Origin of the sequence: Dyadobacter sp., assembly GCF_039919315.1 — a bacterium.
In the GTDB taxonomy this organism is placed as follows: Bacteria; Bacteroidota; Bacteroidia; order Cytophagales; family Spirosomataceae; genus Dyadobacter.
The window spans coordinates 42225-59737 of sequence record NZ_JBDSFX010000018.1; the positions used below are offsets into that span (position 1 = coordinate 42225).

Consider the following 17513-nt stretch of genomic DNA (forward strand, 5'->3'; position numbering starts at 1 on the left):
TAAAACAACAATGAAAAAACAGTTAACCAGATTAGTAGCAGTAACATCCTTATCGATTTTAGCCTGGTCGTGTAACCAAAGTGACCCTGCTCCAAAAGGTGATTATATACAAGGGGTGTTTGTGATCAATGAAGGTAATTTTTCTCAAAACAATGGAGCCATTTCATATTTTGTTAGAGAGCAAACGACTTCGGAAGCTGATGTTTTTTCCAAAGTAAACGGTACTGCATTGAAAGGCGGTGTGCAAGGTTATGCGGCGGTGGGAGACAAAGGATTGATATTGGTTGATAACTCAGCGGCGGGTCTGGATAAGGTGGAAATTGTTAACAGCAATACATTCAAAACGGAAGCAAGCATTGGCGCACCGGATATAGAAAATCCACGGGAAGTGGTCATTGGCAGCAACAATATTGCTTATGTTTCATGCTGGGGTACCAATGCTGACTATAAGTTTAAAACAGGTTATATCGCGGTGATCGACCTGAACACCAATAAAGTAACCCGAAAAATTGACATTGCTCAGGGCCCCGAAAATCTGGTTTTCAATGCTGGAAAGCTTTTCGTAGGCACCACTTCTTTCGGTACTGGTCAAACTTTGTATGTGATCAACACCGGGACTAACATGATAGAGAAACCGATACCATTGGACGGCGCACCTAATCCGATTGGTATCGACGCGAATGGAAAGCTTTGGGTTAATGCTGGCATTAAAGCACTGAAATTGAATGCGGATTCTTACGCGACTGAGGCAACACTTACCATGGGCACGGACGCTTCCAAATCAGCTGGGAACTTTGCATTCAGTAATGACCGTAAAACAGTTTTCTTCGTATTATCTTATTTCGATGCAGCCTTTGCAAGCCATGGAGAAACTTACAAATTCGGTGTTAACGACGCTCAGATCAATGTGACTACGCCTTTTATCAAACGTAATTTCACTGGCCTGACGGTTGATCCATCTCAGGGACTCATCTACGCCGGTGTGACCCCATCTTTTGCCCAAGCAGGCTACGCTGTTCGTTACCGCACCGACGGAAGTCTGGTGGATTCGGTTAAAGTGGGTGTAGCTCCTACGGGCTTCTTTTTTAAGTAAAAAAATAAGGGTGCCCGGCAATCCGGGCACCCTCTGTATCATTAGCTTGAAATTCTTACTTGAAAAATCCTTGCGGATCGGGCAGTTTGGCCTTCAACAATTCCACAAAATCCAGGTTCATTTGTGAAAGGTCCAACATTCGGCCCTTGTGAAGATGCTCCCAGGACTTATCCAGCTCATTAAGATTGTAATGTAACAAAGCCAGATTATATTGGCCCAATGCGTACGTTGAATCCAGCGCTACCGCATGCTTCAACAGTTCTCCCGCCTCATCCAACTCCTCTTTCCGGCTGGTAATCGCATATAATTTCAAATCCACGGTTGACAAATCGACCAGTAACGGCACATTGGTTCCTTGCAATCCAATACCACGGCTTAACATTCGCTTGGCGTCTACCCAGTTTTCACGCTGGTAGGACACTACGCCCAGCCCCCAATAAGCCTCTACATTTTTATCATTCAATAAATGGGCGAGGTTGAAGCGATAGCAGGCAGTATCCAGCGATCCTTCCTGAAGATATTCCCAGGCGCGGGTTGCAAAAAAACTGCTGGCTTCTGTTCGGCTCGTAAATGATTTGTCACATTCACTCAGAAACCGGATTTCTTCGTCGATCTGCTCTGAGGTCTTACTAACTTCTCCAAACAAAGGAAGTACGCGTCTTTCTTTTAATTCTAACGGTCTTTTTTGGGCAACATTAGTGTCTGTGTTTGGGCCAGCGCTCGCAAGATGCGTATTTTGAGCATAGCCAAATACAGGTACTAAAAAAGCAAGCCAAATAACAACAGATTCTTTCATAAATAACTTAAATAGAGAACAGGTTTTCTATTGTCCAAGTTAAACGGATTTATTGGAATTGTATTGCATTATCTTCGTTTACTTCTTCCAGAGGAACTTCTCCTGCCTTGGCCACCCTTTGCTACTGGTTTGGAAGTAGGCCTGTAGACCTTCTTTTTCTCATGGAATGCCCCCAAAAATGTCGGATCTTCCTTTCTCTTCTGATTATCAATTTCCCTTAACATATCCTGACGTTCCAGCGTCGGAGTTGATGCGATTTCAAGATCTTCCGGCACTTCTTTCCGCGGAATTCCCATGCGGATCATGTTCTCAATTTTCTGAATGTGGTATTCATCGGCCATTGTCATGAACGTAATGGCCTGCCCGATATGATTTGCCCGCCCCGTCCGGCCAATGCGGTGTACATAATCTTCGTAGATCAATGGCACGTCAAAATTAATCACATGACTTACTTCGGTGATGTCAATGCCCCTCGCTACTACATCAGTCGCGACCATCACCCTTACCGAGCCTTCCCGAAATGCCTCCATGGCATTGATACGGGTATTTTGTCCTTTGTTGGCATGAATTACCTTTAATTCGTCTTCACGGACTACTCTTCCCAGCAGATTTTGGTGAACCAATCCTGCTACTTCCCTGCTTCTTGTAAAAACCAGCACGCGGTTGAATGTTTCACGATCTTGCAACAAATGGGTCAGCAGGGCGATTTTAGTACGGAAGTTAGGTACTTCATACAGGCACTGCGCTACCATTTCTGCGGTAGTGGCTTGCGGAGTTACTTCGATCTTCGTCGGGAATTCTAGAAATTCGTGGGACAGTCTTTCTACTTTTTCAGAAAAAGTAGCTGAGAAAAGCATATTCTGTCTTTTCCGCGGGATGATTTCCAGCAATTTGCGGATCTGCGGCATAAAACCCATATCCATCATTTTATCTGCCTCATCGAGGATCATGACATTCAGGTGCTTTACGATCACTTCTTCCTGAAAATAAAGGTCCATGAACCTGCCCGGTGTAGCCACAATAATGTCGACGCCTTTTCTTAGATTTTCGATTTGTGTTTTGGGGCCAACTCCACCATAGAGTACGACGGTACGAATGTCGGTATATTTCCCAAGCTGCATGATTGCCTCTGAAATCTGCATCGCGAGCTCCCGGGTAGGGGCCATGATGAGCGCCCTTGGATGTTCACCCTGGGCGAATTTGATGCGCATTAATAATGGTAAGGTATAGGCTGCGGTTTTTCCGGTACCTGTTTGGGCAATGCCCAGAATGTCCTGTCCTGACAAGGCTAACGGGATAGCCTGCTCCTGAATTGGAGTTGGCTCCGTGTACCCAGCTTCTTCAATAGCACTGAGTAATTGACGATTAAGCTTGAACTGCTCGAATTTGTTTTGCGTAGTCTGCATCGAACAAAGGTACGAAAACTAACACTGCAACGGGTGATCAGCTCTTGACAACATCGTCGACCATAGCCGTAGAACCAATGTAAATCGGGGAACGCTGGTGAAATGAGGTAGGAATAATGTCGAGAATGCGGCCAAATCCGTCGGTTGCTTTGCCGCCCGATTTTTCTGCGATAAATGCGAGCGGGTAGCATTCATATAGCAGTCGCAGCTTGCCTTTCGGGTCTTTTTTAGTGGATGGATAAAGGTAAATTCCGCCCTTCAACAGATTACGGTGAAAATCTCCAACCAGCGAACCAATGTACCTGGCGCTATAATTTTTCGTCTTGCAATGGTTGATATAATTCTGGACAAATGGGGGATAAGAGTTGTAATGTCCCTCATTCACAGAGTAAATGCTCCCATGTTTCGGTGAGCGGATATTTTTGTGAGACAAAATAAATTCGCCCAATGAATGATCGTAGGTAAATCCATTCACACCATCACCGGTAGAATAAACCAGCATCGTGGAAGAACCGTACAAAATATAACCTGCCGCTATTTGCTTACTGCCACCTTGGAGGAAATCTTCGATCGAAGCCGGCTCGTTGATCGCGGTTACCCGACGGTAAATTGAAAAAATAGTCCCTATGGAAACATTTACATCAATGTTCGACGAACCATCCAGCGGATCCATTGCTACTACATATTTACCATGATTATTGCCGGTGTGTATAATGTCTTCGTCTTCCTCCGAGAGAATTGCGCAAACTTCGCCACCATTTTTCAATGCTCTTATAAAACGGATATTAGCTACAATGTCCAACTTTTGCTGGTTTTCTCCCTGCACATTCTCCGTCCCGTTTCCGCCAGCGATATCTACCAGTCCGGCGCGGTTTATTTCCCGGTTAATGATCTTTCCAGCAAGCGCAATGTCACGTAACAGTTGTGACAATTCACCTGTCGCATAGGGAAATGCGCTCTGGCTATGCATAATGAAGCGATCTAATGTAACACCGACCGGTAGCGCGAGTTCTTGTGCAGTTTTTGTAGCCATGACCTTTGGGATTGTGTTAAGTCAGGGAAATTTACGCCTTCATTTTTCATATTTCAAACACTTTCGTCTAATAAAATTTTTTATTAATTAATATAATTTTATCTCAATAAAATAATCAATTAATCCTAAGGGTGAATAAGTTAAGAGATCGTCATGTTGCACTTTTTAAATGTCCGGCTGACATAAAACTAATAGTATAAAACAAAAAAGCGCAAGACGTGAATCCTGCGCTTTCTGCAAATCAAATGGGTATGTATGCTTAATTCAATCTTGCCAGTGCTTCTCTTAATGTCTCCATTTTCGACTCTGCATCTGCTTGTTTTTGTCTTTCCTTTTCAACCACGTCGCCTTTGGCATTCTGGACAAAACGCTCATTGGATAGCTTCTTTATCACCGAATCCAGGAAACCTTGCGTGTATTCCAGTTCCTTTTGAAGGTTTTCCTTTTCTGTCTCCACATCCAGCTCATCCGCCAGATTTACAAAAAACTCGTCAGACTTCACCCTGAATGAAGTTCCCTCGCCCTCCTCGGTTACAAACTGAATGGCTTCTACATTGGCCAGCTTGCGGATTAATGGTTCCAGACCCTGGTAACGTTCCTTTGTTTCGGAACGGATGGCCAGCGGAAGTTCAATTTTGGGACTGATATTCTTGGCATTACGCAAATTCCTGATCGATGAAACCAGTTCAAAAAGGACTTCGAAGTCATTCAATAAGGATTGGTCTACATCCTTAGCCTGTGGGAAATTAGCAATGCATATCGAATCCTTCTCTTCTCTCTGAATAATGTTCTGCCAGATTTCTTCTGAAATAAAAGGCATAAATGGATGCAGCAAACGCATTAACCGGTCGAAGAAGTCCAATGTGGAATCATAGGTTTCCAGGTCAATCGGCTGCTCGAAACCAGGCTTGATCATTTCCAGGTATTGCGCACAGAAATCGTCCCATATCAGTTTGTAAACTGAATTCAACGCATCCGAAATCCGGAACTTTGTGAAATGGTCCTGTACTTCCGTGATCGTTTCGTTCAGCTTGCTTTCGAACCATTGTACTGCGAGTTTGGAACCAACTGGTGCCGCAATCTCACTATCAACGGTCCAACCCTTCACCAGCCTGAATGCATTCCATATCTTATTACCAAAGTTCCTTCCCTGCTCGATCAGCTTATCATCGTAAGGAAGGTCATTACCCGCCTGCGAGCTGAAAAGCATACCGGTGCGAATACTGTCCGCACCATACTGATCAATCAGGTCGATCGGGTCGGGAGAATTGCCCAGTGACTTGGACATTTTCCTGCCCTGCTTATCCCGGACAATGCCAGTCAGATATACATTTTTGAAAGGATATATTCCTCGGTATTCGTATCCGGCAATGATCATTCGCGCCACCCAGAAAAACAGGATTTCAGGGGCCGTTACCAGATCATTGGTCGGGTAGTAATAATTTATCTCCTCATTATCAGGCTCTTTGATTCCATTAAAAACAGAAATTGGCCACAGCCAGGACGAAAACCAGGTATCCAGTACATCCGGGTCCTGGGTAATGTCCTCCTCCGTCAATGCAAAAAGCTGGTACTCATGCTGCGCTTTCCGCAATGCCTCACGCTTCGATTTCGCAATGATAATGGTGCCGTCATTGAGGTAGTAAGCCGGAATCCGGTGGCCCCACCAGAGCTGGCGGCTAATGTTCCAGTCGCGGACATTCTCCATCCAGTGCCGGTATGTATTTTTAAATTTCGGCGGGATCAGCTGAACGGTATCATTCATCACATTTTCAAAAGCCGGCTTACTGATCTTCTCCATTTTCAGAAACCATTGCTCCGAAATCCGTGGCTCAATCACCGCATTGCTACGCTCGGAATGGCCTACATTGGATTTGTATTCTTCTGTCTTTACCAGGTTACCCGATTCTTCCAGCAGCTTAATGATTTTTTTACGGGCAATAAAACGGTCTTCACCTACTAAAATCTGTGCCTTATCATTCAATGTGCCGTCTTCATTCAGCAGATCAATCACGGGCAGATCGTGTCTTTTACCCAACACATAATCGTTCGCATCATGCGCCGGCGTAACTTTTAGACAGCCCGTTCCGAACTCCATTTCCACATATTCGTCCGCAATGATCGGGATCGCGCGGTTGATCAACGGAATAGAAACTTGCTTGCCGATTAAATGCTTGTAGCGCTCGTCATGCGGGTTTACACAAATGGCCACATCGGCCATGATCGTCTCGGGACGCGTGGTGGCAATGATGACCGCTTCGTCGGTAAGTGCTTCGCCTATTTCGTCTACGAGCGGATATTTAAGGTAAACCAATTTTTGATTTACCTCCTTCATGATCACTTCTTCGTCCGAAACGGTGGTACGCGCCTGCGGGTCCCAGTTCACCATGCGGTGGCCCCGGTAAATTTCTCCTTTATTATAGAGGTCAATAAAAACGTCGATAACGGAATCGTAAAGGTCAGGCTCCATTGTGAAGCGCGTACGGTCCCAGTCGCAGGAAGCACCCAGCTTACGGAGTTGTTTTAGGATAATGCCGCCGTATTTGTGCGTCCACTCCCAGCAATATTCAAGGAATTCGTCACGGGTAAGGTCGCGTTTGTTAATCCCGCGCTCTTTCAGCATCGCTACTACTTTGGCTTCGGTAGCAATGGACGCATGGTCGGTACCGGGTATCCAGCAGGCTTCTTTGCCTTCCATACGGGCCTTCCGGATCAGGATATCCTGAATAGTATTGTTAAGCATATGCCCCATGTGCAGCACACCCGTGACATTGGGCGGCGGGATCACAATGGTATAGGGTTCCTTGTCAGGATTAGGTTTGGATTGAAAAAATTTATTGTCGATCCAGTAGGAATACCATTTATCCTCTATCTCCTGGGGGGCATAAGTTTTGGAAATCATTTTGCAGTCAGAAATTTACCGTAACAGGCGGTAGGCCATTTTTAAAAGACGGCAAGTTAGGATTTGCAGACGAAATTTCTAAACTATTGTTCCTCTTTGCGGGTAGGCAGCCAAACGGTAAACGTACTTCCTTCACCAGGCTTACTATGAACTCGGACGGTTCCTTCGTGGGCTTCCACCATCTTTTTGACATAGCTCAGTCCCAACCCGAAACCTTTCACATCGTGTACATTGCCTGTAGGTACACGGTAAAAAGTATCGAAAATGCGCTGCTGCTGTTCCTTGCTCATTCCTATGCCCTGGTCTGCGATGGAAATGGCTATACCATCGTTCTCGTTCCAGGTTTTAATGTTCATGTGCAGTTTTTCAGGCGAATATTTAATGGCGTTATCAATGAGGTTGTTCAATATATTGGAAACGTGGACTTCATCGGCGGGCACGATTTCATTCACTGCTTCAAACTCCATATCCACCTCACCCTCCTGCTTTTCGATCTGTACACTCTGCCCGTTCAATGCTTTGCCGATCAAGTCATGAATATTGGCATCGCTGATCTTCAATTTCACGTGGCCTTTATCCAGCAATGCCATTTGCAGCACCTTTTCGACATGCGTTCCGAGCCTCTTATTTTCTTCCCGGATAATGCCCAGATATCTGTCCAGCCTGGATCCCGGACTTACCTGAGACAGTGAAGCCGAATTCTCCTGCGCCATTTCCGCTGCCAGGGCAATGGTAGAAATAGGCGTTTTGAATTCATGCGTCATGTTATTGATAAAGTCATTCTTAATGTCCGACAGTTTTTTCTGACGCAAAATCGTGGTGACGGCCATATAAAAGCAAGCCATGATCACAATGATCAGGATACCCGAGCCGCCGAACATCACGCCCATATTGCTCAAAATATACCGCTGCTGATCCGGGAAATAGACGTACAGCGCGTTTTGACGGCTCAATGTTTCATTCGGAAATAATGAAGCCTTGTACGATCTGGTTTCCCAATCCCGGGGTTTCAGGCTGGCCGTTGAAAAAATAAGACTATCATCACTCTGTCCGCGAACAGCAAACTCGTAAGGCAGTGAAATGCCGTTTTGAACCAACTCTTTTTGAAGCAAGGTATCCAGCAAAAACCGGTTAACCCGTTGCTCGATAGGTCTTTTGGTATAAATAAAATCCTTCATTACCTCTTTCAAAAGATCCGCTCTGTCGAGATCACCGGAACTGATCAATGCATGGGCTTTTCTGCGGCTATTTTTCGAATCCGGCATTGCTACTTTACGATTCGCAACATTCCGCGACGAAGAATCTTTCCGCATTCCATCGGTACCATTCTTTTTATTTTCGGCATCTGCTACGCCGCGGAATGCATTTCCAAGTCTGCGCTCATCATCCAGCCTTCTGCGCATAAACTCGTCGATGCCGGCCATGCCATATTGCTGCGCCTGAAAAAACTCTTCGATGATGCGTTGCTGATGATCCACCATGACCCTAAAATTGGGACTCAAAACATCGGTAGGAACCGCCTCGGTAATGATCTGGTAATGGATCTCTTCACCATTCGGCCCGATAGCGATTTCCATTTTAGGCTGCGAATGGATATTCGCTTCACGCACTGGTTCCGACTTTCTGGCGGCCGTGCGTTTTACAGGCATATTACTGAGCTGCGTAATGCGGTCCAGCTTGCTCTTTTGTTGTTCTGTTTCAATCCTTCTTTGCAGTAGGTACATCATTTCCTGCTTTTCGAGCCGATGTACCACTTCCTGCACCGATTCAGAGACTTTCTGATTGAACTGATCATTACGGATCGCGATCGCTTCCCGGATCCAGTACCATTGAAATCCAATGAGCCCTATCAATGCAAGACACATCAGACCGACTATTATTTGAATTTTCCGCTTTGTCATAAATTTTCAATTCTCCGGTGCAACGCCGCATTCCATTTCACCGACATTCTTCCTGATAACAAATTTAACGCATACGCTCCGGCAGATCATGTTTTTAACATTATTTAACAACGGTCAGAAGACGATCATGATATTTTTGTAATCCATTCATACACATAACCCCAAGTCATTATGAAAGCTCTTGATTTTTACAAACCGGCCCTGTTTGCAATGCTACTTTCAGCGTCGGTACTGCCCAATTCCGCTACTGCGCAATCAGATAAAAAACCAAAATCTGATGGGGAACAAAAGACCAGCATCCGGATTAAAGTAACGGAGGATGAGGATGGCAAGATCAAAAATATTGATAAAAGCTATGAGGTAGGCGCGATGTCCGAAGCCGAACGTGAGAAGTTTGTCGAGAAGGTACTTGATTCTTTGGGAGTGGATAAAAAGAAAAAACAAACCATTTCGATTACGGTAGATGACGGCGACCAGGATGTAATCGCCAGGAAACGCAGGAAAGTCATCATCGACCACCGCGACGACCACGACGCCCTCGCTTATCACTGGAAAAATGATATTTCATCGGACTGGGATTTCAATACCGAGAAATTCCGCCGGAATATGAAAGATTTCGAAAGGGAGTTTAAGCCCAAAGCGAAAATGTTCAGGGAAGAAATGGACAACTTTGGCGACCGAATGGGTGAATTTTGGGACAAAGAAGTGATGAAACCAGCCAATGTCCGTTCATTGAATGTATATTCCAATAACCCTGACAATGGAATGCTCAATCTCAGATTCGCAGTACCGGAAAAAGGAGATGTTACCGTAACGGTAACCGACATCAAAGGCAAAGAGGTTGGTAAAAAGGAGATCAAAGATTTTGAAGGAGAATTTGTAGGCCAAATCGAATTGAAGAAAAATACAAAAGGAACCTTGTTTGTAACGGTCGTACAACATGAGGACGGGACTGTGAAGCGAGTGGTTGTACCCTGATTTTAAACAAGCCCTTTTGCCCAATCCCCTTGATTAGAAATAATGAAGGGGATTTTTTATTGTAAAAAATATGCCACAATGACGCTGACATTTAGTAAGAATTGTAAATTTGCCGAATTCACCTATCAACTGCGACATCAATTTTCAATGCAACTATGCTGAATCTTATACTGTTTGGCCCTCCTGGTGCAGGGAAAGGCACCCAAAGTGAAAAAATTATTGCCCAATACAAACTCATTCACCTTTCCACAGGTGACCTGCTGCGTTCCGAAATCCACGCAGGGTCCGAATTGGGATTGCAGGCCAAAACATTGATGGATAAGGGCATTTTGGTGCCTGATGAAGTAGTGATTGGAATGATTGATAACAAGCTGAAAGAACATAAGGACGCTCCCGGCTTTATTTTCGACGGTTTTCCACGTACAGTAAAACAGGCGGAAGCCCTGGATAATCTGCTTGCCAGCTACCATGAAAGCATTTCTGTCATGATCGCTTTGGTAGTAGACGATCAGGAATTATTGACCCGTTTGCTAAACAGAGGAAAGACCTCCGGACGTCCTGACGACCAGAACGAAGAACTGATCAGCAAGCGCATTCAAGAATACAATAGCAAAACAAAACCAGTGGCGGACTACTACCAGGAACAGGATAAGTTTGTCGCAATAAACGGTATCGGCGAAATTGATTTTATCTTTGGAGAAATTACCAAAGCAATTACGAAAGCAATCTCCAAGTAATCGTTACCATTTTTAATATATACACTTTACGCACATGGCCTCCTCTAACTTTATTGATTACGTTAAGATTAATGTTCGTTCCGGCTCTGGCGGAGCGGGTTCCCTGCATTTCAGGCGTGAAAAACACGTTGAAAAAGGTGGTCCCGACGGTGGCGACGGTGGACGCGGAGGGCATGTGATCCTGAAAGGAAATTCGCAACTCTGGACACTCCTCCATTTAAAATACACCAAGCACCTCAAGGCTTTTGATGGTAAAGGTGGAGAAGGAGGAAGAAGGTCAGGATCGATTGGTAAAGACATTATCGTTGAAGTTCCACTCGGAACAATTGCCAAAGATGCCGAAACCGGCGAGCAGCTTTTCGAAATTACCGAGGACGGCCAGGAGCTGATCCTCTTGCGTGGCGGACGTGGAGGAATGGGTAACGACCATTTCAAGTCAGCCACCAACCAAACTCCCCAGCACGCCCAAACCGGCGAAGCTGGCCTGGAAGCTTGGGTTATCCTCGAACTGAAAGTACTTGCTGATGTAGGACTTGTAGGATTTCCGAATGCAGGCAAATCCACTCTTCTATCGGTCGTGTCTGCCGCAAGACCCGAAATCGCCGATTATCCGTTTACCACCCTGGTCCCTAACCTTGGTGTAGTGTCCTATCGGGATTACAAATCATTCGTTATGGCAGATATCCCCGGAATTATTGAAGGGGCATCACAAGGAAAAGGCCTGGGCCTTCGTTTCTTGAGGCATATCGAACGAAATTCAATATTACTTTTTATGGTTCCTGCTGATAGCGAAGATATTAATGCTGAATATCAGACACTTGTACAGGAACTACGCATTTACAACCCCTCCCTCCTTGATAAAAGCCGCATTCTGGCAATTTCCAAAATTGATGTTCTTTCAGAAGAAGAGCGCGCTGGCTTACAAAAAACCTTACCCAAAAACATTCCTAGTCTTTTATTTTCGGCAATATCCCAAGAAGGCATTGAACAATTGAAAGATGCGGTATGGCAACTGATTAATTCGCCGTTTTCCGTAAAATAATATTTTCTTGAAAGAGGCAACCTTTTGATGCATCTTGTGTGTCCCAGGAGTTACTTTAATGAATTTTCAGTTACTATGAAACACTATCTACCATACTTGTTTTGGGTAGTATTGAGCGTTATTTCGACAAAATCATTCAGCCAGATCAGTATTGATTATCCTACTGATCGCGCTGTATTTCAACGTGATAGAAACAATTCCGCTACGATATATATTTCCGGCAGCTACACCAAGGTCACCGACCGCATTGAGGCGAAATTAAACCCTATGAATGGTGGGGAGCCCATTGACTGGAAAGTCATTCAAAACAATCCTCAAGGTGGTTTTTTCTCAGGAAGTCTTGATAATGCCAAGGGAGGATGGTATAACTTGGAAGTCAGGGCCATACGTGGTGATCAGGTCATCAGCTCTTATCAGGTGCCTCACGTAGGTGTAGGCGAGGTTTTTATGATTGCCGGGCAATCCAATGGTCAGGGGTACTCCCTACCCGAATATGGCGCACAAGGAGCTCAGGACGACAGGGTTAATAGTGTGAGACTGAATACAACCGACGGCCCTCCCGTTTCTCCCGATTATTCCTTTCCCGAGTTTCAACACTTAGACAATTCTTCTGATATTGGACCTAGAGGCAAGTCAGCCTGGGCGTGGGGAAAACTGGGTGATTTGCTTGCTGATAAACTTCGGGTACCCATACTATTTTATAATGTCGCCTGGTATGGAAGTGCTGTGAGAGCCTGGCGCGAAAGTATTAATGGTACTGCCTACTCCGTATATAATGGTACGCCCTTCGAACCCCGCGGAATGCCCTATGGAAATATGCGGGCGGTTATCCAGCGATTCACGCCAATTACCGGCCTGAGAGGTGTTTTATGGATTCAGGGTGAAGCTGATAACTTCGCAAACACTAACAGCGACAGTTATTTTAATGATTTGAAAACGGTTATTGAAACTAGTCGAAATGATTCAGGCAAGAATATTTCCTGGATGGTATCAATTACCTCTTATGACAACGTTCATGGTGTTGACAATCAGGTAACCGGCGGACAGCAAAAAGTAATCAACGAGGTTTTTAATGTTTTCCAGGGGCCTCTTACGGATTTAATTCAAATTCCAAGGCAAGATCAAGACGGTGTCCACTTCATGAACGAAGGGCTGACGCAGCTAGGAGAAGCATGGAACCAGCGACTAAATGATAACTATTTTGCAAATTCAGATCCATATCAGGCAGTGAGTCCTTTAAGAATCAGTGCCTCCTGTGCGGGAAATGGCAATATGAACCTGACTGTCAATAATGATGGAATGTCGTCATTTAATTGGAGCAATGGACAAAATTCAAATAGTATTCAGGTTGGCAATGGTAGCTACCGGGTAAGCGCACGAGATGGCAGAGGCAACGTGATTTTCTCTCCAGAAATAAGGATCTATGATCAAATCCAGCCTAACCAGCCTACTATCCGAATCGAGGGCAGTAATCCGGTATGCCTTGGAAATACCGCGACTTTGGTTTCCAGCACTTCTGAAAATGCACGTTGGAACAATGGTGCTACCGGTGATCGTCTTCCTGTTACTGCGGGAGGAGAATATTTCGTCACCACGAGAAATGCGTATGGGTGTGAATCTACTTCCGAAAAAATTGTGATGCGGGTGGTGACTTCACCTTTGCCAGCTACTCCAAAGATCACCGCGTCAGGTGTGCTTGAATTTTGTGATGGCGGGGAAGTAAAACTAACCTCTGATTCAAAGGAAAAAAATGTATGGTCGAATGGTGAGGGAACCGCGACTATCAGTGTAAGAAATTCGGGAGATTTCAGGGTTAGAGCATTGGATAACGAAGGCTGCTACTCCCCGGAATCTGACCTCGTAAAAGTAAAAGTGAACGCTTTACCGCAAAAACCAGTGATCGGACTCAGCGGCTCGACAGAATTCTGCGATGGAGGCAATGTAACGTTGACTTCGAACTACGAGGCAGGAAATATTTGGAGCAATGCAGCTGTAACTAAAGCCATTTCAATCACGGCAACGGGGCAGTTTAGCCTTAAACAGCGTGATGGCAATGGTTGCGAGTCAACATCCGACGTAGTGAACGTAAAAGTGAACCCATTACCAGCCACGCCAGCCATCACTTCTTTACGTCCGACCACGTTTTGTTTACGCGACTATACCACATTAAGAAGCAGCGAAGCTTTTTCTTATGTATGGAGCAATGGCGAAACGGGCCGTGAAATTGAGATCCGTAGTTCAGGAAATTTCACTATTGCTTCCAAAGACGAGAAGGGTTGTGTATCGCCAGTTTCACCGGTAGTTCAGGTTGTGGTAAATCCACTTCCCGACAAGCCGACCATTGCAGCTGACGGTCCCCTGGTTTTCTGTGCGGATCTGAGTGTTAATCTAAGTTCCAGCGCGGCTGTCGGATTTTTGTGGAGCAATGGTACTGCTTCCCAAACATTAAAAGTTACTACTGCCGGTACGTATTCGGTTCAGACGATCAATGAATTCCAATGCTATTCCGACCCGAGCAACCAGATTACGACACAAACATTGGCATTGCCACCTCCACCGATCGTTCAGGCGGCAGGTGCTACTACTTTTTGTGACGGAGATACCGTGATACTCAAAGCTACCAGAGGAAGTGATTTTTATTGGAATGAAGGCACAGCAAGTGACATGCTTAGCGTATTCGCCTCAGGGAATTATTCGGCCAGGGCAAAAGACGAAAAAGGATGCTATTCCCCATACTCTGTTGAGATTCCGGTGGAGGTGAAACCTTCACCCTCTGCTCCTACTATCAAACAGATCGGTACTTTTACATTATTGGCTGAAAACAACCTCAGCGCCGGTAACCATTTGTGGAAACTGAATGATGTACAATTACCGGATACCACAGCTACTCTCAAAGCGATCCGTTCCGGTACTTATGTGGTTAACAATACCATTGTATACAGCCCCACACTGACTTGCTATTCCGAATATTCGCAGCCATTCATATTTTATATTGATACTTCGAATCCAGGTTTTGTAGCCTACCCCAACCCGGTAGCGACAGGCCAGGTAACCGTTGAAACTTTGCAAAACCTCAATAACGCGCAGGTTCAGATCATCGACAGCAGAGGCGTCATTCATAAGAGTTTCACAGTCAAAAGGTTTGATAGCAGACAGTTCTTCAACTTATCCGGGCTATCGAGCGGGATATACATTATTCGCATCTCATCTTTGTCATTTAATGCTACACAAAAGCTGATAATCGTCCAGTAAATGGGCGATTACTGATCCCGGTAATCAAAAAAACGGAATAGTGATATTTTAGCAAAAATATTCATTTACATTTGTGACCGTTTTGTAATGAAGACTTTAACAAAACCAAAACCGACGTTACACATACAAAACTTTACCCTGTATCAGTTTACCAATGCGTTATAGAATTATTCTTCCGGTAGTGGCAAAGGCATTTCTGTTGATTTGCGCAGTCTCATCAACGGTATTTTCTCAGATTAAAATTACCTCTCCTACTTTTCAGGCTGTTTATCAACAAGATCAAATAGGTCAGAGAGAGATTACCGTCAGCGGTACCTTTACAACACCAATGGACAAGGTAGAAATCAGGGCAGTACCTGTAGCGCAGGGTCAGGGCTTCGAAATGCCGTGGCAAGATTTGCAGGTTGCTCCAAAAGGAGGCGTATTTTCAGGAAATATCAAGCTTTTGGGAGGATGGTATACATTGGAGGTAAGAGCTGTTTCTAGCGGGAAAATTGTAGGAAGGGACGTTCTTGCAAGAATGGGTGTCGGAGAAATCTTCATTATTGCAGGACAATCCAATGCGCAAGGATTAAAAGGAAAACCTACCGCAGGAACCGGTGCCACGGATGACAGGGTACTTTATATTAATAATTATGAAAACGACTTATTAGGGCAGTACCCGGATTTACTAACAGATCCAGTGCCTCCAACCTTCGCAAAAATTACAAGTGACATCAAAACTATGGCGCCTAGAGGGCAAACTGCCTGGTGCTGGGGTCTATTAGGCGACCTTCTCGTCGCGAAATTAAATGTCCCGGTCCTCTTCATAAACGCCGCCTGGGAAGGAACAGCCATTAAAAACTGGGCTGAAAGTTCAGCTGGTAGTAGCACAACCAGCTTATACGGTTACCAATATTCCCCTGGAATGCCTTATGGCAATTTGAGGATTTCCGCGCGCAATTATGGTAATCAGTATGGACTGCGGGCAATATTGTGGATGCAGGGAGAAACAGATGGCTTCTTCGGAACCACTGCCTCATTCTATAAAACCAATCTTCAAAAGATTATTAATCAACTTACATCTGATACTCAAAAAAGGATAACGTGGGTTATTGCACGGACAAGTAGATCCACAAACAATCCAAATGTCCCATCTAAGACCTACCCTAATATCATTGCTGCTCAGAATGCGGTACTCGATACACAATTTAATCCTACATACCCCGGTCCAGAAACAGACGGTCTCGTCATTAACCGGAAGGACGGATTACACTTTGAAGGTGCAGAAGAGCTAGCGATTCTTGCGAATGCATGGAATGAAAGCCTTGACGCCAATTTCTTCTCTACCGTTCCTCCTGCTGGCCCAGCACCAACTCCTGCGATTACGGCAACCTGCGTGGCAGAAAATAATGCAGTTTCAATATCTCTTCCAACGGGCTACGCTTCCTACGAATGGAGTACGAAGGAGACAACAAGAACTATCAAAGTTTCAAAAGCAGGAACATACCGCGCAACAGTGCGGGACGATGCAGGTAACTCTATCCTTACCTCCGTGGTTGTGCTCGACAATGATGCAAAGCCAGCGCAGCCAAGTATTTTGCAACAGGGGCAGCAACAGGCTTGTGCAGATTCGTCATTTCAGTTTGCAGTAGCAGATGGTAACGATATTTACAGCTGGTACAAAGAGGGTACCACCACTGTACTGGCAACGGGCAACACCGCGAAGATCAGTCAGACTGGCAATTATTTTGTGAAGGCTCAGAACATTTTCGGTTGTATTTCTGAAAATTCAACCGTCTCCTCTCTGGTTATCAGGCCAAAAATTTCAAAACCGGTTATCGAAGCTTCGGGGCCCTTCAGCATTACCGCAAGCATTTCGGAACCTGGCTTGAATGAGCAGTTTTTGTGGAGAAGACCGGGTTCAGAAACTGACACGACCGCAGCGATTGTCAAAATCTTGAAAACAGGCACTTATTCTACAAAGGCAAAAGTTGTTTTCACCATTGGCGACAGCAATAAACTTACCTGCTATTCCGATACAACCTCTCAGGAATTCAAAACGAATGAACAGAATGAGGTAGTGATCTATCCAAATCCAAGTCAGGGAAGCTTTGTGTACATTGAATCAAGAGATAATATCAAGGATGCAATAGTTACCCTTTTTGATATTTACGGGAGAGTGATCAAAACTACAACTCCCCGGTTGCTGAACAGTCGTTTACAAATTGAAGTTGGGAACCTTCCAACAGGCAAATATATCCTCCGTGTAACCGGCCAGGGGCAGAGCCTTACCAAGCAGATTGTAATCCGGTAAGCATTCGTTCTTTGTTTTTTACTAAATAAGCCCCGGACACCCGGGGCTTATTTAGTATGATACTAATTAGGCAAAAG

11 protein-coding genes are annotated in these 17513 nt (G+C 44.9%); 6 read left to right on the forward strand and 5 right to left on the reverse strand.

Features of this window, described 5'->3' with window-relative positions; genetic code table 11:
• Positions 1-10 precede the first annotated feature (10 nt).
• Entirely contained in the window at positions 11-1093 is a 1083-nt protein-coding gene (locus tag ABIO93_RS04755; RefSeq protein WP_348064980.1) for a DUF5074 domain-containing protein, read from the forward strand.
• A 55-nt stretch (positions 1094-1148) separates the two neighbouring features.
• Here the strand turns inward: ABIO93_RS04755 and ABIO93_RS04760 are convergent, their stop codons facing one another.
• From ABIO93_RS04760 to ABIO93_RS04780, 5 genes are all read right to left on the reverse strand, one after another.
• Entirely contained in the window at positions 1149-1889 is a 741-nt protein-coding gene (locus ABIO93_RS04760) for a hypothetical protein (RefSeq protein ID WP_348064982.1), read from the reverse strand.
• A gap of 68 nt (positions 1890-1957) precedes the next feature.
• Positions 1958-3295 carry a DEAD/DEAH box helicase gene (locus tag ABIO93_RS04765; protein WP_348064984.1) on the reverse strand — a complete coding sequence of 446 codons (1338 nt, stop codon included), beginning with the start codon at positions 3293-3295 and terminating at the stop codon, positions 1958-1960.
• 37 nt (positions 3296-3332) lie between these two features.
• Positions 3333-4328 carry a class 1 fructose-bisphosphatase gene (gene fbp / locus ABIO93_RS04770; protein ID WP_348064986.1) on the reverse strand — a complete coding sequence of 332 codons (996 nt, stop codon included), beginning with the start codon at positions 4326-4328 and terminating at the stop codon, positions 3333-3335.
• A 259-nt stretch (positions 4329-4587) separates the two neighbouring features.
• Positions 4588-7230, reverse strand: a complete 2643-nt coding sequence (locus ABIO93_RS04775; protein ID WP_348064988.1) for a valine--tRNA ligase — start codon at positions 7228-7230, stop codon at positions 4588-4590.
• Positions 7231-7313: 83 nt separating this feature from the next.
• Complete coding sequence (locus tag ABIO93_RS04780) at positions 7314-9131, reverse strand: HAMP domain-containing sensor histidine kinase (RefSeq protein ID WP_348064990.1); 1818 nt, start codon at positions 9129-9131, stop codon at positions 7314-7316.
• 171 nt (positions 9132-9302) lie between these two features.
• On the opposite strand from ABIO93_RS04780, the gene ABIO93_RS04785 reads away from it, so the two are divergent.
• From ABIO93_RS04785 to ABIO93_RS04805, 5 genes are all read left to right on the forward strand, one after another.
• Positions 9303-10109 (forward strand): T9SS type A sorting domain-containing protein, encoded by an 807-nt coding sequence (locus ABIO93_RS04785; protein WP_348064992.1) that lies wholly within the window; start codon positions 9303-9305, stop codon positions 10107-10109.
• A 155-nt stretch (positions 10110-10264) separates the two neighbouring features.
• Complete coding sequence (locus ABIO93_RS04790; protein WP_348064994.1) at positions 10265-10846, forward strand: adenylate kinase; 582 nt, start codon at positions 10265-10267, stop codon at positions 10844-10846.
• 34 nt (positions 10847-10880) lie between these two features.
• Positions 10881-11888: a GTPase ObgE gene (obgE, locus tag ABIO93_RS04795; RefSeq protein ID WP_348064996.1), complete on the forward strand. Its 1008-nt coding sequence runs from the start codon at positions 10881-10883 to the stop codon at positions 11886-11888.
• Between the two features lie 75 nt (positions 11889-11963).
• The gene (locus ABIO93_RS04800) at positions 11964-15140 is read left to right on the forward strand and encodes a T9SS type A sorting domain-containing protein (protein ID WP_348064998.1); all 3177 of its coding nucleotides are present in this window, start codon (positions 11964-11966) and stop codon (positions 15138-15140) included.
• Positions 15141-15294: 154 nt separating this feature from the next.
• Positions 15295-17436: a sialate O-acetylesterase gene (locus ABIO93_RS04805; RefSeq protein ID WP_348065001.1), complete on the forward strand. Its 2142-nt coding sequence runs from the start codon at positions 15295-15297 to the stop codon at positions 17434-17436.
• Positions 17437-17513: the final 77 nt, after the last annotated feature.

What these genes read in the sequence shown, in the direction of transcription:
- ABIO93_RS04755 (WP_348064980.1), top strand. Translation starts at nt 11, where the DNA reads ATGAAAAAACAGTTAACCAGATTAGTAGCAGTAACATCCTTATCGATT.
- ABIO93_RS04760 (WP_348064982.1), bottom strand. Translation starts at nt 1,889, where the DNA reads ATGAAAGAATCTGTTGTTATTTGGCTTGCTTTTTTAGTACCTGTATTT.
- ABIO93_RS04765 (WP_348064984.1), bottom strand. Translation starts at nt 3,295, where the DNA reads ATGCAGACTACGCAAAACAAATTCGAGCAGTTCAAGCTTAATCGTCAA.
- fbp (WP_348064986.1), bottom strand. Translation starts at nt 4,328, where the DNA reads ATGGCTACAAAAACTGCACAAGAACTCGCGCTACCGGTCGGTGTTACA.
- ABIO93_RS04775 (WP_348064988.1), bottom strand. Translation starts at nt 7,230, where the DNA reads ATGATTTCCAAAACTTATGCCCCCCAGGAGATAGAGGATAAATGGTAT.
- ABIO93_RS04780 (WP_348064990.1), bottom strand. Translation starts at nt 9,131, where the DNA reads ATGACAAAGCGGAAAATTCAAATAATAGTCGGTCTGATGTGTCTTGCA.
- ABIO93_RS04785 (WP_348064992.1), top strand. Translation starts at nt 9,303, where the DNA reads ATGAAAGCTCTTGATTTTTACAAACCGGCCCTGTTTGCAATGCTACTT.
- ABIO93_RS04790 (WP_348064994.1), top strand. Translation starts at nt 10,265, where the DNA reads ATGCTGAATCTTATACTGTTTGGCCCTCCTGGTGCAGGGAAAGGCACC.
- obgE (WP_348064996.1), top strand. Translation starts at nt 10,881, where the DNA reads ATGGCCTCCTCTAACTTTATTGATTACGTTAAGATTAATGTTCGTTCC.
- ABIO93_RS04800 (WP_348064998.1), top strand. Translation starts at nt 11,964, where the DNA reads ATGAAACACTATCTACCATACTTGTTTTGGGTAGTATTGAGCGTTATT.
- ABIO93_RS04805 (WP_348065001.1), top strand. Translation starts at nt 15,295, where the DNA reads ATGCGTTATAGAATTATTCTTCCGGTAGTGGCAAAGGCATTTCTGTTG.